Source organism: Nocardia sp. NPDC003963 (genome assembly GCF_053605105.1).
The window spans coordinates 1-23,544 of the sequence record NZ_JBSGIP010000064.1; the positions used below are offsets into that span (position 1 = coordinate 1).

18 protein-coding genes and 2 pseudogenes are annotated in these 23,544 nt (G+C 67.3%); 11 read left to right on the forward strand and 9 right to left on the reverse strand.

Going from position 1 to position 23,544, the window contains the following annotated elements; genetic code table 11:
* Nucleotides 1-1,799, reverse strand: a pseudogene (locus tag ACWEWT_RS36160) (DNA-directed RNA polymerase subunit beta); the annotation flags it as partial.
* A gap of 766 nt (nucleotides 1,800-2,565) precedes the next feature.
* Between ACWEWT_RS36160 and ACWEWT_RS36165 the strand changes: the two are divergent.
* The 3 genes from ACWEWT_RS36165 (at nucleotide 2,566) to ACWEWT_RS36175 (ending at nucleotide 5,864) form a co-directional block, all read left to right on the forward strand.
* Nucleotides 2,566-3,819, forward strand: a complete 1,254-nt coding sequence (locus ACWEWT_RS36165) for an MFS transporter (protein WP_452565407.1) — start codon at nucleotides 2,566-2,568, stop codon at nucleotides 3,817-3,819.
* A 141-nt stretch (nucleotides 3,820-3,960) separates the two neighbouring features.
* Complete coding sequence (locus tag ACWEWT_RS36170; RefSeq protein ID WP_452565408.1) at nucleotides 3,961-4,320, forward strand: effector-associated constant component EACC1; 360 nt, start codon at nucleotides 3,961-3,963, stop codon at nucleotides 4,318-4,320.
* Nucleotides 4,317-5,864: a caspase, EACC1-associated type gene (locus ACWEWT_RS36175; protein WP_452565409.1), complete on the forward strand. Its 1,548-nt coding sequence runs from the start codon at nucleotides 4,317-4,319 to the stop codon at nucleotides 5,862-5,864. Before ACWEWT_RS36170 ends, ACWEWT_RS36175 begins: the two co-directional genes overlap by 4 nt.
* Before the next feature lie 43 nt (nucleotides 5,865-5,907).
* Here the strand turns inward: ACWEWT_RS36175 and ACWEWT_RS36180 are convergent, their stop codons facing one another.
* Entirely contained in the window at nucleotides 5,908-6,540 is a 633-nt protein-coding gene (locus ACWEWT_RS36180) for a TetR/AcrR family transcriptional regulator (protein WP_452565410.1), read from the reverse strand.
* Between the two features lie 67 nt (nucleotides 6,541-6,607).
* On the opposite strand from ACWEWT_RS36180, the gene ACWEWT_RS36185 reads away from it, so the two are divergent.
* The 6 genes from ACWEWT_RS36185 (at nucleotide 6,608) to ACWEWT_RS36210 (ending at nucleotide 14,693) form a co-directional block, all read left to right on the forward strand.
* Nucleotides 6,608-8,155 (forward strand): flavin-containing monooxygenase, encoded by a 1,548-nt coding sequence (locus ACWEWT_RS36185; RefSeq protein WP_452565411.1) that lies wholly within the window; start codon nucleotides 6,608-6,610, stop codon nucleotides 8,153-8,155.
* On the forward strand, nucleotides 8,152-8,982 hold the full coding sequence (locus ACWEWT_RS36190; RefSeq protein ID WP_452565412.1) for an SDR family NAD(P)-dependent oxidoreductase: 831 nt from the start codon (nucleotides 8,152-8,154) through the stop codon (nucleotides 8,980-8,982). Before ACWEWT_RS36185 ends, ACWEWT_RS36190 begins: the two co-directional genes overlap by 4 nt.
* Before the next feature lie 22 nt (nucleotides 8,983-9,004).
* Nucleotides 9,005-9,928: an alpha/beta hydrolase gene (locus tag ACWEWT_RS36195; protein WP_452565413.1), complete on the forward strand. Its 924-nt coding sequence runs from the start codon at nucleotides 9,005-9,007 to the stop codon at nucleotides 9,926-9,928.
* A 127-nt stretch (nucleotides 9,929-10,055) separates the two neighbouring features.
* Complete coding sequence (locus ACWEWT_RS36200; protein ID WP_452565423.1) at nucleotides 10,056-11,849, forward strand: AMP-dependent synthetase/ligase; 1,794 nt, start codon at nucleotides 10,056-10,058, stop codon at nucleotides 11,847-11,849.
* Between the two features lie 259 nt (nucleotides 11,850-12,108).
* On the forward strand, nucleotides 12,109-13,236 hold the full coding sequence (locus ACWEWT_RS36205; protein WP_452565414.1) for a patatin-like phospholipase family protein: 1,128 nt from the start codon (nucleotides 12,109-12,111) through the stop codon (nucleotides 13,234-13,236).
* Nucleotides 13,233-14,693 carry an HAD-IB family hydrolase gene (locus tag ACWEWT_RS36210; RefSeq protein WP_452565415.1) on the forward strand — a complete coding sequence of 487 codons (1,461 nt, stop codon included), beginning with the start codon at nucleotides 13,233-13,235 and terminating at the stop codon, nucleotides 14,691-14,693. The genes ACWEWT_RS36205 and ACWEWT_RS36210 overlap by 4 nt, the downstream gene beginning before the upstream one ends.
* On the opposite strand, the gene ACWEWT_RS36215 is transcribed toward ACWEWT_RS36210, so the two are convergent.
* The 5 genes from ACWEWT_RS36215 to ACWEWT_RS36235 form a co-directional block, all read right to left on the reverse strand.
* A complete protein-coding gene (locus ACWEWT_RS36215; RefSeq protein WP_452565416.1) occupies nucleotides 14,683-16,167 on the reverse strand; it encodes a DHA2 family efflux MFS transporter permease subunit in 1,485 nt (494 codons plus the stop codon). The genes ACWEWT_RS36210 and ACWEWT_RS36215 overlap by 11 nt on opposite strands.
* Before the next feature lie 209 nt (nucleotides 16,168-16,376).
* On the reverse strand, nucleotides 16,377-17,249 hold the full coding sequence (locus tag ACWEWT_RS36220; RefSeq protein WP_452565417.1) for a glycine betaine ABC transporter substrate-binding protein: 873 nt from the start codon (nucleotides 17,247-17,249) through the stop codon (nucleotides 16,377-16,379).
* 1,007 nt (nucleotides 17,250-18,256) lie between these two features.
* A complete protein-coding gene (locus tag ACWEWT_RS36225) occupies nucleotides 18,257-19,462 on the reverse strand; it encodes an NAD(P)-dependent malic enzyme (RefSeq protein ID WP_452565424.1) in 1,206 nt (401 codons plus the stop codon).
* Between the two features lie 513 nt (nucleotides 19,463-19,975).
* Nucleotides 19,976-20,242: a hypothetical protein gene (locus ACWEWT_RS36230; protein WP_452565418.1), complete on the reverse strand. Its 267-nt coding sequence runs from the start codon at nucleotides 20,240-20,242 to the stop codon at nucleotides 19,976-19,978.
* Nucleotides 20,239-21,093: a PHP domain-containing protein gene (locus ACWEWT_RS36235; RefSeq protein WP_452565419.1), complete on the reverse strand. Its 855-nt coding sequence runs from the start codon at nucleotides 21,091-21,093 to the stop codon at nucleotides 20,239-20,241. Before ACWEWT_RS36235 ends, ACWEWT_RS36230 begins: the two co-directional genes overlap by 4 nt.
* 121 nt (nucleotides 21,094-21,214) lie before the next feature.
* On the opposite strand from ACWEWT_RS36235, the gene ACWEWT_RS36240 reads away from it, so the two are divergent.
* On the forward strand, nucleotides 21,215-22,288 hold the full coding sequence (locus ACWEWT_RS36240; protein ID WP_452565420.1) for a magnesium and cobalt transport protein CorA: 1,074 nt from the start codon (nucleotides 21,215-21,217) through the stop codon (nucleotides 22,286-22,288).
* Nucleotides 22,289-22,312: 24 nt separating this feature from the next.
* On the opposite strand, the gene ACWEWT_RS36245 is transcribed toward ACWEWT_RS36240, so the two are convergent.
* Together ACWEWT_RS36245 and ACWEWT_RS36250 are read right to left on the reverse strand one after the other, a co-directional pair.
* Nucleotides 22,313-22,894, reverse strand: coding sequence for a suppressor of fused domain protein (locus tag ACWEWT_RS36245; protein ID WP_452565421.1), 582 nt, complete (start codon nucleotides 22,892-22,894; stop codon nucleotides 22,313-22,315).
* 3 nt (nucleotides 22,895-22,897) lie between these two features.
* Complete coding sequence (locus tag ACWEWT_RS36250; RefSeq protein WP_452565422.1) at nucleotides 22,898-23,389, reverse strand: general stress protein; 492 nt, start codon at nucleotides 23,387-23,389, stop codon at nucleotides 22,898-22,900.
* 59 nt (nucleotides 23,390-23,448) lie between these two features.
* On the opposite strand from ACWEWT_RS36250, the pseudogene ACWEWT_RS36255 reads away from it, so the two are divergent.
* Nucleotides 23,449-23,544: pseudogene (locus tag ACWEWT_RS36255) on the forward strand (aminodeoxychorismate lyase); the annotation flags it as partial.

A 23,544-nucleotide genomic window follows, 5' to 3' on the forward strand; every position in this document is an offset into this window, starting at 1 on the left:
CGCTGCATATTCGCACCCATCAGGGCACGGTTCGCGTCATCGTGCTCCAGGAACGGAATCATCGCCGTCGCCACCGACACCATCTGACGCGGCGAGACATCCATATAGTCCACTCGTCCGGTATCGACGAGCTCGACCTCGGAGTACCTGCGCCGCACCGCGACCCGTGCTGCCATGAACCGGCCGTCGGCATCGAGCGATTCGTTCGCCTGGGCCACGATATGCCGATCCTCCTCGTCGGCGGTGAGGTAGACGATCTCATCGCTCACCCGGCCGTCGATCACCTTCCGGTAGGGCGTTTCGAGGAACCCGAAGGGATTCACCCGCGCGTACACCGACAGGTATCCCATCAGCCCGATGTTCGGACCCTCCGGTGTCTCGATCGGGCACATCCGGCCGTAGTGGCTGTAGTGCACATCGCGTACCTCGAGGCCGGCCCGTTCCCGCGACAGGCCCCCGGGGCCCAGCGCCGAGAGGCGGCGCTTGTTGGTGAGGCTCGCGAGCGGGTTGCGCTCGTCCATGAACTGCGAGAACTGGGATGTTCCGAAGAACTCCTTCAGCGCGGCCACCACGGGACGGATATTCATCAGCGACTGCGGCGTGATCGCCTCCACGTCCTGAGTGGTCATCCGCTCCCGGACCACCCGCTCCATCCGGGACAGGCCGACCCGGAACTGGTTCTGGATGAGCTCGCCCGCGGTGCGCACCCGGCGATTACCGAAGTGATCGATATCGTCGACCTCGACCGGCACCTCGCTCCCGCCCGGCACGGTCATCGTCCGTTCTCCGGCATGCAGACGCAGCAGATATTCGATGATCCCGGCGATGTCCTGTTCGGTGAGCACCCGGGACCCCGTCGCGGCATCGGTCCGGACACCGAATTTCCTGTCCGTCTTGTAGCGACCGACCCGGGCCAGGTCGTAGCGCTTGTCGTTGAAGAACAGGTTCTCCAGCAGATTCCGCGCGGATTCCTTGGTGGGTGGTTCGCCCGGACGCAGTTTGCGATGGATGTCCAGCAGCGCCTCGTCGGCGGTCGCGATATTGTCCTTCGCCAGCGAGGCCATCATCACCTCGGAGAACCCGAACCGCTCGGTGATCCGCGCACCGGTCCAGCCGAGGGCCTTGAGCAGTACGGTCACCGGTTGCCGCCGCTTGCGGTCGATACGCACGCCGACGGTATCGCGCTTGTCGATATCGAACTCGAGCCACGCCCCGCGCGACGGAATGACCCGCGCACTGTGCAGATCCTTCTCGGTGGATTTGTCGACGGTGTGGTCGAAGTACACCCCGGGCGAACGCACCAGCTGGGAGATGACGACACGTTCGGTGCCGTTGACGATGAAGGTGCCCCGCTCGGTCATCATCGGGAAATCGCCCATGAACACCGTCTGGCTCTTGATCTCGCCGGTGTCGTTGTTGATGAACTCCGCCGTGACGAACAGCGGCGCCGCGTAGGTGAGGTCCTTGTCTCTGCACTCGTCGACAGAGGCCTTGACCTCCTCGAAGCGTGGTTCGGACAGCGACAGCGACATGGTCGCCGAGAAATCCTCGATCGGGCTGATCTCCGCGAGCACCTCCGCCAGGCCGCCGACGCGTGAATCGCCGCGCGCTACCGCTCGTTCGCGCCGGTCCGGCGCACCGATCAGCCACGCGAACGATTCGGTCTGGATCTCCAGCAAGCCCGGAACCTCCAGTGGCTCGCGGACTCCGGCGAACGAGAGCCGCTCCGGGCTCCCGGGGATTCGGCTCTCGACGGATGTCGCGGCAACGACCTCGGTCTGATTCGGGAGTACCAAGATGCGTCCTTCCAGCACCGCACGCCGCCCCTGCCGGGCGACGTGTGTGTGTTTGTCCTGTGAGCGGTGAACGGATCGCGCACCGCGGACCGCGCCGTCCGGACGCGACTCGACAACGACGGAAGAGAGCAGCACGCGGCAGTGCCACTTTCCACGGCGGTTTCGTATTTCGAGAGTTCGGACAGCGCTCGTCACGGCGCGAAGCCCTAAATTACACGCGAAATAGTCGAATGTCGAGAGACATGAAAAATTGAAGCAACTACACTCCGGTGCTTTCCTATTTTCATGATTACATTCTCGCGGCATATGAGTCAAGCGCCGTGGCGGAAATCCGCCGATTACGCCCTTCCGACGACAGGGCCCCCACGACCCGACTTTCCGACACCCCCAGGCAAATAGCCGAACGCCGCTCTACCTGATTTCCGCTGGTCTTCGGCGGGTCTCGTGGACACCGAACCACCGGAGCCGAGCGGAACAGCCCGAACTGTCCGGGCCACGAATCTTCGCATCGATTCACACCGGCGCCAGCGGAACAATCGAGAAATCGAATCCGGAATCGGATAGACCGAGCAATTTCTTTCCCCGCCCGTTCGAATATAGCGCGACGTGAATTCACGGGGAACACCGGGGCCCGTTTCGGCACTGCTCGTACTTGGACCCACAACAGCCGGTTGTGCGCGGCCGCCGCCCGGTTGTTCGACCGGACCTCCGATTTCTGCTTTGCTCGCCCGGGTCACCGCGACGGTGTACGAGCGAGAGGTGGGCCGGGATGGCGAGCGAACGATCCCTGGGGCGGGAGTTCGGATGGCTGTGGATCGCCTACGCGGTCAGCCGTTTCGGTACCGCACTGGCGTTCAACGCCTTCGGGCTGGTCGCGATCCTCGCACTGGAGGCCGGCCCCGCCGAGGTCTCGCTCCTGTCCGCGGCGGGCCTGGCGGTCGGCGCCCTGGTAGCGATACCGCTGGGCCCCTGGGTGGAGTTCCGGCGCAAACGGCCCGTATTGATCGCGATGGACCTGATCCGATTCGTGGCGCTGCTGAGCGTCCCGGTCGCCCACGCGTTCGGAGCACTCGGTTTCGTCCAGTTGCTGGCGGTCGCGATCATCGCCGCGACCGCCGATATCGGATTCACCGCCGCGTCCGGCGCCTACCTGAAAACCTTGGTGCCGCCACGGGACCTGCTGGTGGCGAACGCCCGGTTCGAATCCACGAACTGGACCGCGATCGTGCTCGGTCCGCCACTGGGCGGTGCGGCCGTCGGGCTGTTCGGCCCGATGATCACCCTGCTGGCAGACGCACTGAGCTATCTGACCTCGGCGGCCGCCCTGCGCGCGATCGACGACCGGGAACCACATCCGCTCCGCTCCGGCTCGCCCCGCCCGGGCGAGCGGCTGGAAGGCTGGCGCTATCTGCTCGGCCACCCCGGCCTGCGGTCGCTGCTCGTCAACGACGCCCTGGTCGGCGCCCTGATCATGGCGACCCAGCCGCTGATGGCGGTTCTCATGCTGGCGGAACTCGGTTTCGCGCCCTGGGAATTCGGTCTCGCGTTCGCGCTGCCCTGCCTGGGCGGGTTGATCGGAGCACGGCTGGCCCCCGGCCTCGTCGACACGTTCGGACCCGGACGAATCCTCCGGGTGTTCGGGACCCTGCGGGTGTGCTGGCCGATCGCACTGGGCGCGGTGACCGCGGGTGCCGGTGGATTGGCGCTGGTGCTGGCGACCCAGACCGCGGTGATCATCTGCATGGCTGTGTTCAATCCGGTATTCGCCACCTATCGGCTGGAGCAACTACCGGCCGATCGGGCCACTCGCGCGCTTGCGGCGTGGTCGATCTCCAAGAAGGTTACGATCGCGATCGTCACCGCGCTGTGGGGCCTGCTCGCCGTCTGCACCGGACCTCGTATCGCGATCACTGTCGCGGGAGCACTTCTGCTCATCACCCCGGCGCTGCTGCCCCGCCTCGGCCAATCCGCCCGGTCAGGATCCCGGCCGGGCGAAACAGAGCATTCGTCGAGTCCACGATGACCGGCCTGATCGACCGGACGGTGGCCGACCACGCCGCTCAGCTCCCGTCGCGCGGAGCACACAGTCGCCGAACGAACGGCCCGACCGTGCAGACAGTCGGTGAGAGCGGCCGTTTCCGGGCAGGTCGGGCATTATGGCTGCATGTCGGAAACGAACGGCCGGTGGACGATTCACACCACCGGCGGGCCGGAGGAACTGTTCCGGCTACGGGAGTGGGTCCGCAGTGACGACGACCTCCGCGGCCGGATCGGCCTTCCGGCTCCACCACCGCGCGCCGGACAGATGGGCGACCTGTCCGACGTGCTGATGATCACCGCCCGCGGCGGGCGCGGCTCCGCGCTGCCCCGGTCGCTCACTGCGTGGCCGGCCCACCGCCGCTCCGAGGTATCCGTCGCCCGAAGCGACGGAGCCGAGGTAATGCTCGATGCCCACCGGGTGAAATCGACCGAGGTGCTGCGGGAACTCCGCGCTCTGTTCGCAGCGGCAGACAACAACACATGACACGGCCGGACGGCCGAGAAGGTTCTCGGGCGGTACTCATCGGCACCGCCCGCTACACCGATCCCGCGGTCCCGCCGATTCCGGCTGCCGCCACCAACCTCGAGGACCTGCACCGTGTGCTGACCGCACCCACCGGGGGTGGGTTCGCCCCCGAACACTGCACCGTGCTGCCGGACCCGGATCGGATCCGGCAGGTCGGCGCGGCGGTCGGCGCGGCGGCGAACGCGGCCACAGACGTATTGCTGGTGTACTACACCGGACACGGCCTGCTGGACCGGCAGGGTCGTCTGCATCTGGCGCTCACCGAAAGCGACCCCGATCCCGCGCAGGTGGGATGGACTTCGGTGCCGTTCTCGGCATTGCGCGGTGACATCCTCGAAAGTCCCGCGCGCGCCAGAGTCCTGATTCTCGACTGTTGTTTTTCCGGTCGGGCGTTCGAGGCGATGAGCAGCGGTGCCGACCTGATCACCGGTCAGACCGAAATACGCGGCACCTACACGATCGTTTCCTCGGCGGCGAACGAGATATCGTTCGCGCCGATAGGTGCTCGCAATACCGCGTTCACCGCCGCACTGCTCGAGGCGGCATCGGAGCCCGGGCGCTCACTGGACCAGTTGTACCGGCACGCCGACCGGCTCCTGCTGGGCGGCGGTAGACCTCGGCCACGGCGGCGGAGCACCGATATCGCCGGAGATCTGTGCCTGTTCGGTAGCGCGGAGGACGAACTCCGGCACCGGTCGGCGGCCGAGAACGGTGACGCCGGAGCCATGTTCGAACATGCGCTCGCATTGCTCGACCGGGGCGCGTCCGCCGACGCGGAAACCTGGTTCCGGCGCGCCGCGGAACAGGGCGATATCCGCGGAATGCACAATCTCGGAGTTCTGCTGGGGCAGCGCGGTCTCCTCGCCGAAGCGGATATCTGGTATCACCGAGCCGCTGTGGCGGGACATCCCGGCTCCATGTTCAACCTCGGTTTGCGGTGCCAGCAGCAAGGTGCCCTGGCGGATGCCGAAGCCTGGTATCGCCGGGCCGCCGCGGCCGACCCGCATACCTCCGCCATGCACAACCTGGCTTTTCTGCTCGAGCAGCGAGGCGCGCCGGCGGAGGCGGAGGTCTGGTTCCGCCGGTCGGCCGAGGCCGGTGACCAGGACTCCATGTACAACCTGGCGCTGTTGCTGCACCGCCGGTGCCTGAACGCCGAAGCCGAGACCTGGCTCCGCCGTGCCGCGGTGGCTGGTAACACGCTGGCGAAATACAGTCTCGCGCTCATGCTGCAGACCGAGCGAGGACAGTGGGACCAGGCCCGGCACTGGTATCGACAGGCCGCGGAAGAGGGCTACGTGGACGCGATGTGCCAGCTCGCGCAGGGGTTGCACGATCGTGGGTCCGACGCCGAAGCGGAAACCTGGTACTGGCGAGCGGCACAAGGTGGCAACACCACCGCCATGTACAACCTGGGTGTGCTGATGCGCCTGCGCGGTGACGTGGCAGGAGCGCAATCCTGGTTCGACCGAGCTGCCGCGGGTACGCCCCGGCCGGTGTGACCCACCGGCCGGTAGTTCCGTACCGGCCCAGTGCGCTTGCGTCTCAGGCCCGCAGCGCGGCGGCGAGCGCCGGGTTCACCGCCATCGACAGCGCGAGCAGCGATTCCACCAGCAGTTCGATCAGCTCTTCGCGTGAGACGGTTTCATCGCGCAACCACGACAGCGTGGTTTCCTCGGTGAAGGCGACCCAGCCCCGGACCGCGAGAACCAGGCGGGGCTGTTCGCGTTCCGCCGGCGACAGGGGCACCTGCGTGAGAATGATGTCGATGATCGCGCGCCGGGTCTGTTCCACCAGACCGACCAGATCGGGGCTGGAACTGGTGGGCCCGCGGAGCAGGGCCAGATAAGATGTGCGGTTCTCGCTGACGTAGTCGATATAGCGGCCCACCGAGTCGCGCAGCATATCGAACAGGCCCAGCGCCGGATCCGGGACGACACGGGCCAGCAGTTCGGCATTCGCGTGCCGGACGACTTCGAGCTGGAAGTCCTGCTTCGTGGGGAAGTAGTGGAACAGCAGCCCCCGCGAGATACCCGCCCGGTCCGCGATCTCGCTGACCGATATGTCCTCGATCGCGCGTTCGCCGAGCATCTTGACGCCGAGGGTTATCAGCTGTGTCTTCCGCTCGTCCGGGCTCAATCGGACGCGTTTGGCGGGTGCTTCCGGACTCGTACTCACCTGTCCATCCTACTGAATGCCGTTCAATACTGTTGACTCCGACTCAATAAGCCCTTACGCTGAATACATGAGTCGCAAGGTTACAGACAAAGCTGTCGCTAACCAGCCCACCCGTCATCTGCGGACGATCATCATCGGCAGCGGTTTCGCCGGCCTCGGCCTCGCCATCCGGCTGACCCAGCAGGGCCGCGAGGATTTCCTGGTACTGGAACGCGGTAGCGATGTCGGTGGGACCTGGCGTGACAACACCTATCCCGGTGCCGCGTGCGATGTGCCCTCGCACCTGTACTCGTACTCGTTCGCCCTGAACCCGGACTGGTCGCGATCGTTCTCCCGGCAGGGCGAGATCCAGGCTTATATCCAGGGCGTAGCCGACAAGTACAACGTCCGCGACAAGCACCTCTTCGACTGCGATGTCACCGGCGCGCGCTGGAACGCCGAGACCGCGCAATGGGAGGTGACCACCAGCAAAGGCGATTTCACCGCCGATACCGTGGTCTCCGCGGTGGGCGCGCTGTGCGAGCCCAACCTGCCCGATATCAAGGGCATCAACAGCTTCGCGGGCGAGATCTTCCATTCGGCCCGGTGGAACCACGATTCCGACCTCGCGGGTAAGCGGGTCGCGGTCATCGGCACCGGCGCCTCGGCCATCCAGATCGTGCCCGCCATCGCCGGCAGCGTCGAACATCTCGACGTCTACCAGCGCACCGCCCCCTGGCTGCTGCCCCGGATGGACCGCCCCTACCTGCTACCCGAGCGGCTGGCGTTCAAGCACATCCCCGGCGCGCAGCGCCTGTCCCGGGCCGCCATCTACGCCGCCCGCGAGACCCAGGTCGTCGGCCTGGCGAAATTCCCGCCGCTCATGCGCGGTTTCGAGGCCCTGGCCAAGGCGAAGCTGGCCATGGAGATCCGCGATCCCGAGCTGCGCAAGAAGGTCACCCCGAACTTCCGGATCGGCTGTAAACGCATGCTGATCTCCAACGAGTACTACCCGGCCCTGGACCGCGACAATGTCGACGTGGTCACCGACGGGATCGCCGAGATCCGCGCGAATTCGATCGTCACGAAGGACGGCACCGAACGCGAGGTCGACGCGATCGTGGTCGCCACCGGTTTCCACGTCACCGATTCCCCGGCCTACGAGACCATCTACGGCCGCGACGGCCGCAGCCTGACCGAGGTGTTCGACGCTATCGGCCAGCAGGGGTACAAGGGTTCGGCCATCGCGAACTACCCGAATATGTTCTTCCTGCTCGGTCCCAATGTCGGACTGGGCCACACTTCGATGGTGTACATGATCGAATCGCAGATCAACTACATCGCCGATGCGCTGGCCACATTCGAGAATCGCGGTCTGCGCACCGTCGAAGTGCGCCGGACGGCCCAGGACACCTACAACTCCGCCCTCCAGAAGAAACTCACCAAGAGCGTCTGGAGCACCGGCGGTTGCGCCAGCTGGTATCTCGACAAACACGGAAACAATACGACCCTCTGGCCGGACTTCACCTTCGAATTCCGTCGCATCACAAGGAAATTCGATGTCGCCGCCTACGATACGACGACGGCTGCCGACGCAACCGCTCGACCCGACCTGAAAGTAGTGACCGCGCCATGAGCAACGACTCGTACTTCCGCAACAAAGTCTGTGTCATCACCGGAGCCGGCTCCGGAATCGGGCGGGCGCTGGCCGTCAACCTCGCCCGGCGCGGCGCGAAACTGGCCCTCTCCGATATCGACACCGAGGGTCTGGCCGAGACCACGCGCCGCTGCGAAGAGCTGGGCGCGGAGGTGAAATCCGACCGGTTGAACGTGGCCGAGCGCGAGGCCGTACTGCTCTACGCCGACGCGGTGAAACAGCATTTCGGCGTCGTCCACCAGATCTACAACAATGCCGGTATCGCCCATCACGGTGACGTCGTCAAAACCGAGTTCAAAGATATCGAACGCATCATGGATGTCGATTTCTGGGGCGTGGTGAACGGGACCAAGGCGTTCCTGCCGTATCTGATCGAATCCGGTGACGGTCATGTGGTGAACGTATCCAGCCTCTTCGGCCTGATCGCGGTCCCCGGCCAGGCGGCCTACAACTCGGCCAAATTCGCGGTCCGCGGTTTCACCGAGGCACTGCGCCAGGAAATGCTGGTGGAGCGGGCGCCGGTCGAGGTCACCTGTGTGCACCCCGGCGGTATCAAGACCGCGGTCGCGCGCAACGCCACCTACAGCGACGATATCGACGGCGCGGAAGCCAGTTCGATGTTCGACAAGTACCTCGCCATCCACAGCCCGGAAATGGCCGCGCAGACCATTGTCGACGGCGTCCGCAAGCGCCGCGGCCGGGTACTCATCGGCTGGGAGGCCAAACTGCTGGACCTGTTCGTGCGTACCACCGCCGCGGGCTACCAGCGCATCGCGGTCGGCGTCGAACGACGCTTCCTGCCCTGATCGGTACCGGAGAAGGAACGAGATGCGAGATATCGCGCTGCCACTGCCGCTGGCGCGGGCGATCCTGGGCCCGATGTACCGGGTATCGCTGCATTCGCGGTTGCCCTGGCGGGTCCAGCGGGCCCTGATCGATGCGGGATCCGCACTGCAACCCGTCCCCGCGGGTGTCCGGGTCGAACGGATCCGGCTGGGCGACCGGCCGGCCGAACGGCTCGCGCCCCGCACTCCCCCGCCGGCCGTACCCGCCGCCGTGCTCTACCTGCACGGCGGCGGGTACGCCGTGGGTTCGCTGGCCACCCACCGCTCACTCAACGGGCGTCTCGCCGCCGGGACCGGGCTCCCGGTCTACGCGATCGACTACCGGCTGGCTCCCGAACATCCCTACCCGGCGGCACTGGACGACGCGGAAGCCGCCTTCCGCGAGCTGGTCGCCGAACACGGATACCGGCCGGAACGGATCGCGATCGCCGGGGATTCGGCCGGTGGCGGTCTGTCGCTGGCGCTGGCGCAGCGGCTCATCGCCCGGCACGGGTACACCCCGGCCGCGCTCGGACTGATCGCGCCGTGGGTCGATCCGAACGAGGCCGCCGAACGTCCACGCGATCTGGTCGTGAACGGACCCTGGTCGCGCGCCTGCGCCGCGGCCTACCTGGGTGCGGGCGATCCCGCCGATACCGGTTACGCCCCGCTGCGCGGCGTCCTCGCCGGGCTGCCCCCGGTGTACGTCCAGGCCGATGTCGACGAATTACTGCATCCGCAGTGCGTCGACCTCACCGCGGCACTCCGGGACGCCGGGGTCGAGGTCTCCTTCACCGAGAGCAGGGGGCTCTGGCATGTCGCCCAGCTACAGGCCGCCCTGGTGGGCCCAGCTGCCGCGGCACTGACCGAAATGGCCGGTTTCCTGCGGCAAGCCGTCGATCAGCTACCACTGCGCGACCTAGGATGAAGGCCTGATCGGGACCGGTTTCGCCCTGGTCTCAGCGTGAGATCCAGGGCGTTTACCGGTGGCCCGCGCCCCGCGCAGTTCCGGTGGCGTAAATTACCGACGAGTTGGCAAACAGGGAAAGGCAATGATGCGCGAGTTCGAAGCCCCGGCTTCCTACACCATCCCCGAGGACGCGAACAATTCGGACAATGTGTTCCGCTACGCGAAAGAATCCCCCGCCGCGGTGATGTTCAACGTCCCCGACGGTAAGGGCGGATGGCGCGATGTGCGGGCCGCGGAGTTCGCCACGGCGGTCACCGATGTGGCCAAGGGCCTCATCGCGTCGGGTATCGAACTGGGCGACCGGGTCGCCATCATGGCCGCCACCCGCTACGAGTGGGTCCTGCTCGATTTCGCCATCTGGGCGGCCGGCGGCTGCACCGTGGCGATCTACGACAGCTCCTCGGCCGAACAGGCCCGCTGGATCCTGCAGGATTCGGCGACCGCGCTGCTGGTCGTCGAGAACGCCAAACACCGCGGCGTGATCTCCGAGATCGATGCGGGCGAACTGCTCGCACTGCGGGAAACCCTGCAGATCGACACGGACGCGATCGACGAGCTCGTCCGGCGCGGCGCCGACCTCGACGAGCAGGTCGTGCACGACCGGCGCGCCCAGGTGAACGCGGCCTCCCCCGCCACCCTGATCTACACCTCCGGCACCACGGGCCGGCCCAAAGGCGTCATGCTCAGCCATGCCAACCTGTGGGCGGAGTCCCGAGCCGACCGGATCGCGATGGCCTCCTTCCTGACCAGCGGCAACAAAACGCTGATGTTCCTGCCGCTGGCGCATGTCTTCGCCCGCGCCGTGAGTCTGGCCGCCTTCGACGCCAAGGTCACCGTCGCGCACACTTCCGACTGGAGCACGCTGGTCCAGCAGTTCGCCGAGCACAAGCCGGATTTCGTGCTCTCGGTACCACGTGTCTTCGAGAAGGTGTTCAACGGCGCCAAGCAGAAAGCACACGACGAGGGCAAGGGCAAGATCTTCGACGCTGCCGCGGCGACCGCGATCGAGTACAGCGAAGCCCTGGGCTCCGGGAACCCGGGCTTGGTGCTGCGCGCCAAACACGCGCTGTTCGACAAACTCGTCTACGGCAAGCTGCGGGCCGCCCTCGGCGGCAATTGTCAGGCCGCCGTCTCCGGCGGCGGTCCGCTGGGCGCGCGGCTCGGCCATTTCTTCCGCGGTGTCGGGGTCACCATCTACGAGGGCTACGGTCTCACCGAGAGCACCGCCGCCGTCGCGGTCAACACCCCCGAGCACATCCGGGTCGGATCGGTCGGCCGGCCGCTGGAAGGCCACGGCGCCAAGATCGCCGAGGACGGCGAGCTGCTGCTGCGCGGTCCCGTGGTGTTCGCGGGCTACTGGGGCAACGAACAGGCCACCGCGGATGCCTTCGCCGACGGCTGGTTCAAGACCGGCGACCTCGGCACCATCGACGGCGACGGTTACATCACCATCACCGGCCGCAAGAAGGAAATCCTGGTCACCGCGGGCGGTAAGAACGTCTCCCCCGCCCCGATGGAAGACCAGTTGCGCGCGCATCCGCTGATCGGCCAGGTGATGGTGGTCGGGGACGGGAAACCGTTCATCGGCGCGCTCATCACCCTGGACCCGGAAGCGCTGCCGGGCTGGAAGGAACGCAACGGTATCGCCGCCGATATCGATATCGCCGAACTGGTGGAACACGCCGTGCTGGTCGCCGAGGTCGAGGCCGCGGTCGCGGAGGCCAACAAGAAGGTCTCCAAGGCCGAGCAGATCAAGAAGGTCAATATCCTGACCTCGGACTGGACTCAGGAAACCGGCGAGCTGACCCCGAAGATGTCGCTCAAGCGCGCCGTCGTGATGAAGCAGTACGCCACCGAAGTGGACAAGATCTACAGCTGATCCCCGTGACGCGAGCGGCCCCGGTGAGTTCGTCTCACCGGGGCCGCGGTCGCTACCGGGAGGCGCCGCGGATCTCGGCCGGAGGTGCGAGGCTGTCCATGTAGTATGCGAATCCTCATGGCGCACGGAACTATTCACAAGTTCCTGCGGGAAAAGTAGGAGTCGACCATGCGAAGTGCGCCTGCGGCAAGGGCGGCGTCCGAGCCGGGCGGAAAGCCGTGGCGGCGATCGCGAACCCGACGCCCCCGGTCGGCCTGATATGGCCCGGAACGCTCGCACCGATATCGAGAACATGTGGAACCCGGACCATCCGGTCCTGAAGATTCTCCGGCAGCGACGGGACTCGGGAAGTACACCGGGAGACCGTCGCGATTCCGCCAGGGTCGCGCTGACCGTCCCGGGCGGAGGTATGCGCGGCGCGATTTCCGCCGCTATGTGCACGCAGCTCGACGATTCGGGATTCCGGGACGCGTTCGACGTGGTCTACGGGTCTTCCGCGGGTGCGGTCAACGCCGCGTACTTCGTCTCACAGCGGGCGGGTACCTGCTGGTATCCGCTGTCGATCTACTACGAGGACCTCACCGCGGACCGGTTCATCCGGTACACGAGACCGCTGTCCGGCGGGTCGATCCTCGATCTCGACTATGTCTTCGAGGAAGTTCTCGAATCGAAGAAACCGTTGGAATACGACTCGGCGGTGCGATCTTCGCTCGGTCTGGTCGTCCTGACGACCGACCTGGCTGCCCGGGAGACGTTCGCGGCGCGCGACTTCGCCACCGGCGCGGAGTTGAAGGCATTCCTGCGGGCAAGTGTGCGGCCACCATTGGCGGTGCGGGGGGAATCGAATATCGACGGGCGCCGGCTGGTGGACGGTGCCCTCCTGTCTCCACGTCAGTTCCGGCTGGCGGTCGCCGACGGCTGTACGCATATCCTCTCGCTCAGTACCCGCCGAATGGGAAGCTCCGGGGGACAGATCACGCTGGGAGTCCGCGCCTACGCGCGCTATCTGGACAGGATGCGGGCCGGGCTGGGCGCTGCCTATCTGGCGGCGGCGCGCGGGCGTCGGCAAGATCGAGAAGTGCTGTCCCGACAACGTTTCGCGACCGGCGGCCCGGGACCACATGTGCTGAGCATCGGTCCGATGCCGTGGATGACCCCGGTCCGCTTCCACGACAACCATCCGTCCCGGATCCTCGGCAGCATCCGGGACGCGTATTCGGTTTCCTATTGCGCCACCGAAGGGATCGGTATCGATCGGCTGCGGGGTGGACTGGTCAGTGCCCTGACAAGGTTCGCGGTCACCGGACACGGCGGCCCGGAGCGACCGGCTCGGCCGGAGGAACCGGCGTCCGGTACCGGTGGCGGAAGTGCGGACTCGATGCCATGAGATCTGCGACAATCTCCGGCGACCCGGTCGAGGCGCGGCTGAGAAGTATCCGCACGGGCCCCGCCGGCCCTCGGATCGCCGCGTTCTTCGATTTCGACGGCACGATCATCGAGGGAATCGCACCCCCGGACTCCGGTCTGTCGCGGTTGCTCGGCGCAGCTACCGCCGCACCACTGCTCCCGGGCCTGACCGGGCGAAAGACCGACGCCCACCGCAGATCTGTCGAGCGCCTCATCTCGGAGAGCTGGCGCGGCCGGGCGGTCGGAGATCTCGAGGAAGCCGAGGAACAGCTGTTCCAGAGTCATCTCGCCCGCAACCTGTACCCCGAGGCCTGGGAACTCGTCCGGGCACACCGGCGCGCGGGTCATACGGTGGTGCTGACAACATCGGCCACCCGGTTCCAGACTCGTCGTATCGCCGCGGAACTGGGCATCGATCACACGCTGTGCACCGAGCCGATCGTTTCCGAGGAGCGGGTCACCGGTGAGATCACTCGCGAAATCGTCTGGGGTCGGTACAAGGCCGAGCTTGTGAAAGAGTTCGCGGCGGCCCACGATATCGACCTGGACAAGAGCTTCGCCTACTCCAACGGCGGGGTGGACCTCCCCATGCTCCGGCTGACCGGAAACCCCGCCGCGGTGAATCCGGATCGCGCGCTCACCCGGGCGGTGACCGGCCCGGGATGGCCGGTACTGCGCTTCGAACGCCGGCGGCGGAGCCTCTCTCGGATCGGCCGCGCCCTGCTCGGTGTGCTGGGATTGGTCGCGGCGGCCGGTGCAACATTGCTGCGCTCCCTGGCCGATGACCGGCGCACCGCGATCGACCGGATGTACCGGTGGGTGCCGACCGCCGCTTTCCGCTGCGCAGGACTGCGGGTAAAGGTGCGGAATGCGGAAAGGATCCGCGCGAACCGCCCCGCGGTTTTCGTTTTCAACCATCAGAGCCGGATCGACGCTCTGTTGATCCCGTTCCTCCTGCGGGAGTCCTTCACACCGGTGGTGACGGTCAAAGTGAAGCACTATCCGGTCTTCGGCGCGCTGCTGAGGTTCGCCGACACCCTGTTCGTCGACCGCTCCACCCCCGGCGGAGCCATAGCGGCAGTGAATTCGCTGGTCACGCAGTTACACGAGGGGAGGTCGGTGGCCATCGCGCCCGAGGGCCGGATCTCACCGACGCCCGGGCCGCAGGACTTCAAGCAGGGAGCATTCCGCCTCGCCGCGCAGGCCGGCGTTCCGATCGTTCCCATCGTCATCCGGAACGCCGGCCGGGCCGTGTGGCGAAATTCCTTGTTCGTCCGTCCCGGAACGATCGACGTCACGATTCTCGACCCGATCGATACCGGTTCGTGGGAACCCGAGGACCTGGACACGCAGATCGCGGCCGTCCACCGCATGTTTATCGACACGCTGGAACAATGGCCGGACGCGACCTGCGTGGCAGCCGGAGCTAGCCGGTGAGCGAATCCGCCTTCTTCAGGTCCGGTGCGGTATCGGCCGGCGCGCCACCGGGCGCGAAGCGGATGAACAGTGCCGAGGCCACCACGCCGACCAGCAACAGCGCCGCCGGCAGGTAGGTGGCCTGACTCAGGGCGGTACTGAACGCCTGCTTCACCGGTTCGGGCACCTGGCCGGCCCCCATCCCTTCCCCGGCCGGCGCGCCGCCCAGACCCTCGGCGCTCATCCGCGCGGCCACCAGGGCACTGATCGCCGCGCTACCCAGCACCGATCCGACCTGACGGGTCGTGTTGTACACACCCGCGCCCGCACCGGCCTGCGAAACGGGCAGGTTATGGGTGGCCGTGGTCGCCAGCGGCGCCCAGATACAGGCGTTCGACGCACCGGCCACCGCACCGCCGACCACCAACAAGGCGATATCGGCGTGCGGATCGCGCATCACCACGGCGAACCAGAAGATCGAGAGCGCGAAGACCAGGAACCCGATGGTCGGGATGAGCCGCGGATGCATCCGATCGGAGAGCTTCCCGACCACCGGTGCCGCGAACCCGGTGACGACGGCCATCGGTGCCAGCACCAGCGCGGACCGGGTCGGCGACATCCCGTGCACGGCCTGCAGGTAGAAGTAGATCGGCACCATCAAGGCGGTGACGGCGGCACCCATACTGGCGATGGCCAGATTCGACAGCGAGAAGTTGCGGTCGCGGAACAATCGCAGCGGCAGCAACGGTTCCCCCGAACTGCGGGCCTGGGTGACCACGAACACGGCCAGCACCACCAGCCCCGCCACGATCATCGCCCAGATCTTCGCCGACCAGTCGCTGGAATTGCCCTCCTGGATACCGAACACCAGCAGGAACATGCCCACCGCGCTCAGCACCACCCCGACCAGGTCGAACTTGTGCTCGTGCGTCGGCAGCGCCGGAACCAGCCAGACGGCGAGCGCGAAAGCCACGATGCCGACCGGCACGTTCACGATGAAGATCCACGCCCAGCCGAGACCGTCCACCAGCACACCACCCAGAATCGGGCCCACCAGCGTCGCCAGCCCGGCGACCGCACCCCACATACCCATGGCCGCGCCGCGTCGGTCCGGCGGGAAGGTCCGGGTGATCACCGCCATCGTCTGCGGGGTCATCAGCGCCGCACCCAGCCCCTGTACGGCGCGCGCGGCGATCAGCGTCTCGATATCACCGGCCAGCCCGCATGCCAGCGAGGAGAGGGTGAACACCGCGAGACCGAGCAGATAGATGTTCTTGGGCCCGAACCGGTCGCCGAGCCGGCCGGTGATCAACAGCGGTACCGCGTAGGTGAGCAGATAGGCGCTCGTCACCCAGATGACCTGCGAGATATCCGCATGCAACTCGGTCATGATCGCCGGATTGGCGACTGCCACGATGGTCACATCGAGCAGGATCATGAAGAATCCGACGACCAGTGCCCCCAGGGCGAGCCACGGATTACGTTGAGTGGGCATAGCTTCCATTCCTGTCCGATCGGCGCCCGATACGCCGGTTCGTGGATCTGTCGCGGTGCGTCACGATCGCACCACCTGGTGACTACCGGCGCACCGTACGAACGGGGCACGGGAGCCGCAGCCGCTCATGCCGTGGTCACTCCGGACTCTTGGTACGACGTCGCAGGCCACACCAACATTCCGGGCATATCGGACCGATCGTAGCCGGGTCAGAGACCGTGCGCGTCGAGCCAGGTACGGGCCAGTTCGGCGGGTTCGGCGGATTCGTCACGAATCCGCAACACCAGGGTCGCGAGCTCATCGGTGGTGAGTTCGCCGGCCACATAGTTCAGTTTCTCCAGCTGCCGATCGTCCAGCACGCCCTTGCGTACGAGGGCGAGCGGGTTCTCGGGCCTGATCGCGTTCTCCGGGTCGGCGAGTACCTTCAACCCCTCGGTACCACCGGGCAGGAATTCGGCGGGTCCGCCCAGCACACCGGCCTGCACCCGCCCGTCCAGCAGCGCACGGTGCAGCTCCGCGGGTCCGGGAAAGATCTCGGTCGAGCCGAATTCGCAGCCGGAGATCTTTCCGGCGACCTCGGGCAATTCGAACAGACCCGGGACGGACGCGACGCCGGCGGCCATCGACCCGCACTGCGCACCCAGCTCCGCCACCGAATCGATCGCCCGCTGTTCGGCGGTGGCGGCGGTCACCAGCACCCGCGGTTCGAAATCCGCGCCGTCGGCGGCATCGGAGGTAATCGTGCCCTGCGGCAGCGAACCGTTCAGTTCCTCCGTCACTTTCTCGGAATCGGGCGCCTCGGCGCCGACGTTCAATACCGCGAGCAGCGCCCCGTTGTGATCGGCCGCGACTGCGATATCCCCCGCGTCCACGGCGGCGAAAACCGCTTCCCGATCCGCCAGCCCCGGCTCGACCCGGACCGCCGCGCCGGTCCGCGCCAGTGCCTGCGCGTAGATCTCGGCCAGCACCCGCGACTCCGCCCCCTCCTGGGCCCCCACCACCAGCGGCTCGGCCTCGTCGGAACCGCAGGAGACGGCCAGCACCGCGAGCACCGGCACCAGCACCCGACCAACGATACGCATCGACGCCGCCAGCACCATCGCGCGAGACACCCACTTCCCTATCCAGCGCCGCACCCGTCCGGGCACCCGACAACCCCCAGGAATCTACCGTCGCCCGGAACCGTCCGGTCGACCCGCCCCGCGGCGGGATCCGTCCGAAGCACCGCCACGGCGCGGCTACGAATCTTCCCCCGCCCGATACCGGTTCAGCGCGGCCGGACCGGGACCGGCCCCGGAGCAGTGGAGCAGTGGAGCAGTGGAGCAGTGGAGCAGCACCATGCCGCACACCATCGTCATGACGGGCGCGAGTCGCGGGATAGAACGGGCAGCCGCCGAACACATCCTGCGCGATGCCCCGGACACCCACCTCGTCTTCGTGGGCCGCGATACCTCAGGCCACCGGATATCGGTGTCCCCGGGCGGCGGCACAGTCTCGTACTGTACGGCGGATCTGAGCTGGGTCACCGGAACCCTTTGCCCTTTGCTCTCGAGCCTGCCGGGCGGCCCTCGCGGCACCGCGTCCACGGGCCCGGTCGCAGCAGAGGACCGGGGTCGCTCCGGCGACGAGTCCACGAAACAGCACACCCGCCACCGCAGCCGGGCGGACCGGGTCACCGCCCAGTTCGGCACCGCCACTGCCCCTAACGGCAACCGGCCGTCGCGGCCGTCACTCGAAGCGGCACTCCCTGATCACGTGCGGGCCTGATCACTTGCGCCCGACCGTCAACAGAGTGGCGAGCATCCAGCACACACCGACCCGTCGTCCCACCCGGACGGCCGAAAAACACTCACCCACGGTCCTTCTCCGGCACACCCACCCGCTGTCCTTCTCCGGACGGCCCACCTCAGTGGCGGGGCCCGCCCCGGTTCTGGAGCGACGTAGCGACTGAGCGAAGAAGTGAAGACCCGGGGTTGATAGGGCCCCGCCCGCGGCGCCGAAGGCGCCGCAAAAAACTACAGCACCCGGCCCAGGGTGGCGGCCGAGTGCTGTAGTTGCGGTTACCGCCCGGGTAAGGCGGAACGTTTTATCAGGCGACGCCCTCCGCGCGAGCGGCGGCGGCGACCGCGTCGGCCACCGCGGGGGCGACGCGCGGGTCGAGCGGGCTGGGGACGATCTTGTCGACGGCGAGTTCGTCGGCGACGACGCCGAGAATGGCCTCGGCCGCCGCGATCTTCATACCTTCGGTGATCCGCCGGGCGCCCGCGTCGAGCGCGCCTTTGAACACGCCCGGGAAGGCGAGCACATTGTTGATCTGGTTCGGGAAGTCGCTGCGGCCGGTGGCGACGATACCGGCGTACTTGCGGGCGACATCGGGGTGGATCTCCGGGTCCGGGTTGGACATGGCGAACACGATCGCCTCCGGCGCCATCGAGGCGATGAGTTCCTCGCCGATGGTGCCCGCGGACAGGCCGAGGAACACATCGGCGCCGGCGAGGGCGTCCGCCGCGGTGCCGGTGAGACTGCGCGGGTTGGTGCGCTGGGCGAGATCGGCCTTCACCGCGTTGAGGTCGGTGCGGTCCCGGCCGACGATGCCCTTGGAGTCCAGCACCGTGACATCGGCGACGCCCGCGGCGAGCAGGATATTGGTGCAGGCCACACCGGCGGCGCCGGCGCCCGACACGACCACCTTCAGGCCGGAGGTGGCCCGGCCCTGGACCCGCGCGGCACCGTTGAGCGCGGCGAGCACCACGATGGCGGTGCCGTGCTGGTCGTCGTGCATCACGGGGCAGTCGAGGGCTTCCACGACCCGCTTCTCGATTTCGAAGCAGCGGGGCGCGGAGATGTCCTCCAGGTTCACGGCGCCGAAGCTGGGCCGCAGGCGGATGAGGGTTTCGACGATTTCGTCGACGTCTTTGGTGTCCAGCACGATCGGGATCGAGTCGAGCCCGGCGAACTTCTTGAACAGCGCCGATTTGCCTTCCATGACCGGCAGGGAGGCGCGCGGGCCGATATCGCCGAGGCCCAGCACCGCCGATCCGTCGCTGACCACGACCACCAGGCGGTCGGTCCAGGTGTAGCGCTTCGCCAGTTTCTCGTCTTCGGCGATGGCGCGGCTCACCTGTGCCACACCGGGGGTGTAGGCGATGGATAGGTCGCGCTGGGTGGCCAGCGGCGAGCTGAGCTCGACCGAGAGCTTGCCGCCGAGGTGACCCGCGAAGATCTCCTCGTGAGTGATCGCCGAGAGGTCTTCGACCTCATCTTTGCTGGCGGTGGCGTTCGGTGCGTCAGTCACAGAGGACACGATTTCACTCCTGCTGGTTGCGGTCGTAACCGGTGGACGGTTACCGCCGGGTATTTGGTGTTATCTGCGTCATATCGTTCATCGGCGGCGCGACCAGGATGTTTCCCGGTGGAGCCAGGACCCGGACGATCCGGGAACCCCGGACACGAGGTGATGGAAAGTGGCGCTGATTTCGAGCAGCGGCGGTCCGGGTGGATTTCGGACAGGTTGGTCCGATCGAACTCGACTGGCGCCCTTTTCCGGCCGCGACGGTGCGTCGCGGAGCGGCGGGCGCCGGATATCCCCGACCCGGCGGTGGCAACGATCGGGAATCCGCCACATTCTGCCAGGTCCCGGACCGTTCGCCAAACCGGCTGTCGCGGATTGCGCGTTTCGGACACCACGGGGTCAGCGTAGGCCGTGAGCATTACCTTCCCGTGAGCGGAAACTCGCGGGCGGCGGCGGCTGCCGGTGAGACATCTCAGTGCGCCCACGGGCGGTCGAGTGAAGGTGGTCGGTGGTCCGTCAGCTCCACCACTGGGTCCACAACAGCACGGCGCCCGAACCGAGCACCACCGCCGCCGCGCCGAGACTCGCCGCGCCGCGTCTTCGATCCGAATACGCCTGCGCCACAACGGCGATCACCGCGACCACGATATGCCAGGCCACCGATTCCGCGCCGGGCCCCGGAAAACCGCGCCGCTCGCCGATCAATTCCGCGCCGGCCACGACCAGCGCCAGCAGTACCAGTCCGGCTGCCGCGATTCCGCTGATCCCGCGCACCAGTCTCATGCGGCCAGCACCGGCACTCCGGAGGCTCTACCGACGAGCTTCTCGAACTGCGCGAGTTCGGTGGTGCATTCGCCGAGGGCGATGGTCTTGTTGTCGCCGTGGTAGTCCGAGGACCCGGTCGCCAGTAGACCGCACTCCGCGGCCAGCTCGCGCAGGGTCGCCCGATCCTGCGCGTTGTGGTCGGGGTGATCGACCTCCAGGCCGCCCAGCCCGTGCGGTACCAGGTCGCGGACTTCCTGTAGATCCAGTAGCCGGCCCCGGCTGCGGGCCCGCCCGTGGGCGAGCACGCTGACGCCCCCGGCCTCGGCGATCATCGTCACCGCCCGGCGCAGCGGAGTATCGGCCTTCTCCACGTAGTAGGGGCCGTCCGAGGCGAGCAGGTCGGCGAAAGCGGCGTTCACCGACGACACCACCCCCGCCTCGACGAGGGCGCGGGCCAGATGCGGGCGGCCGGCGGCGGGCCCGGCCGCGGCCAGCACCGCGTCCGGATCGATCGGTAGCCCGTCGGCGGCCATCTGCTCGGCCATGGTGCGGAGCCGGTCGACCCGTTCGGCGCGCAACCGTTCCCGTTCGATAGCGAAACCGCGGTCGGCCGGATCGAACAGGTAGGCCAGGAGATGCACCGAGACCGGATAGCCGTCGACACCGCGGCCCACACACGACATCTCCATCCCGCGGATCAGCGTCAGCTGTGCCGGACGGGCGGCCTCGGCCTCGGCCCAGCCGGCGGTGGTGTCGTGATCGGTGATCGCGACCACGTCCAGCCCGGCACCGGCCGCTTTGCGCACCAGCTCGGCCGGGCTGTCGGTGCCGTCGGAGGCGTTGGTGTGGGTATGCAGATCGATGCGCACGCCGTCCAGTCTTCCAGTGCGGGGCCGCGGCGCCGGGACGGGCCGGGAACTATCGGCCCGACAGCGCCGGGAATCTCCCGCCGTACCCGGCGACCCGGTCGCCGCGAAGTAGCATCGACGCGTGCCTTCGATTCCGCTGCCGTTCCATGGTCCGGGGCGGATCCGGCGCTCCACCGCGGTACCGCATATCCGGGTGCCCACCGCCCGCGCGGTCGTCGACTGCGCGGTCTACGTGGACGGTGCCCGGTTGCCCGGCCGGTTCACCCACGAGAAAGCGCTCGCGGCGGCACGCGAACGAGGCGGTTTCGTCTGGCTGGGCCTCCACGATCCCGATGCCGATCAGATGGGCGAGGTCGCCGCGACCTTCGGCTTGCACGCGCTGGCCGTCGAGGACGCCGTCCAGGCCCATCAACGCCCCAAACTGGAGCGCTACGACGACACCCTGGTGATGGTCATGCGCACGGTCGCCTACCGGGAGCACGAGATGCACACGGTCAGCGAGATCGTGGAAACGGGCGAGCTGATGATCTTCACCGCCCCGGATTTCGTGATCGCGGTCCGGCACGGGGAACATTCCCCCTTGGCGACGGTGCGCCGCGAACTCGAGGCGGACCGGGATCGATTGCGGCTGGGCCCGGGCTCGGTACTGCACGCGATCGCCGATCATGTGGTCGACACCTATATAGACGTCGTGCAAGCGGTCGAATTCGATATCGACGCGATGGAAGAAGAAGTGTTCACCCCGCGTACCCCGATCACGGTCGAGGCGATCTATCAGCTCAAACGCGAGGTGGTGGAATTGCGGCGCGCGGTCAACCCGCTGGCACTCCCGCTACAGGTGCTGGTGCACAAGGAGGATCTCCCGCTCGGCGCCGAGATCCGGCGCTATCTGCGCGATGTGGCCGACCATCACACCGGCGTCGCCGAACGCATCACCGATTTCGACGATTCGCTCAGCGCCCTCATCAGCGCCGCGCTGACCAAGATCACCGTGCAGCAGAACACGGATATGCGCAAGATCTCGGCCTGGGTCGCCATCGCCGCGGTACCGACCATGATCGCCGGAATCTACGGTATGAACTTCGAACATATGCCGGAACTGAAGACCAACTGGGGTTATCCGGTGGTGCTGGTCGCCATCGCCGGAATCTGCCTGACCCTGCTGGCGCTGTTCCGCCGCAACAACTGGCTCTGAACCGACCGGTAGGAACCGGTCCGGCTACAACGAGGCCGCTCCCCGGCCCGGATCCAGGATATCGATCCCGGCCTCGGTCCAGGCGTCCCGCAGCGCCTGCGCCCCGCGCACCCGGACCCACGCCGCCTCGGTGGCCGTCACCGGGGTCACCGCGAAATATCGCACCGGCTCGGCCGGTTCCGGTAGCTCGATCTCCGGGATCTCGCCCGCGCCGAGCAGCACCGCCGTGAACGGCGCGTCCCGCCAGATCGGCTCACCCAGATCCAGCAGCGCATCGGCCTGCAACACAACACCTTCGACCGCGGGCGCCGCGGCCAGCACACCCAGCGACCGGGCCACCCCCGCTCCGGCACCGGCCACCGACCGCATCGTCAGCATCAGCTCGGCCCGCGGCCCGCGTACCGGATCCGCGTGCAGATCCCCCGGATCCCCCATCGGATGTCGCGAGCCACCCACCGTCGCGTAGTGGGTCACCCCGTCGCCGGGGATACGCAGGATCTCGATCGGTTCCAGACCGAGGAACGTCATCGAGGCCGTATCCACCGCGGCCGCCTCCACACCGAAATAACCCACCACGGCCGAGCGGACGCGTTCGATCACGTCCATCCGCTAGATGGCCAGCTTCGCGAGCAGATCACGGGCCTGTTCGGCCGTCTTCGGATCGCACAGGACGTCGTAACGGCCCGCCACCAGTTGCATGGTCGAGGCGAAGTCCCGCTGACCCCGGGTGGCCGCGTACGGGATGGTCGTCGAGATGACACCGAAGATGATGCCGCCGACCAGGCCCACGACCAGCGGTCCGGCCATACCGTTGGTGGTGAACAGGCTCAGCAACAGGCCCAGGAACAACCCGAGCCAGGCACCCGACACCACGCCCCCGCCGATCACCTTGCCCCAGTTCAAGCGATACAGCACCCGCTCGACCTGCATCAGGTCCACACCGACGATGGTCACGTCCTGGACGGGGAACTGGTTGTCGGCCAGGTGGTCCACCGCACGCTGCGCCTCGGCATAGGTCGGATACGAACCGACCGGCCACCCGGAAGGGGGCGTGGGCAGACCCTGCCTACCGCGATTCGAGCCTCCAAGAGGGTTCGTCATAAGTCCATTCTGTCTTATTTGGCGCCGCCTGCGGCGTCGCGGGGTCGAGGCCCCCTGGTGTGGGTGCCGACGATGTCATCTTCACCAGTACCGAACATCGCGTACTGGAGGGGCCGCGGTCGACGGTGGTGATCGCCCGCGGCAAGCAATTGATC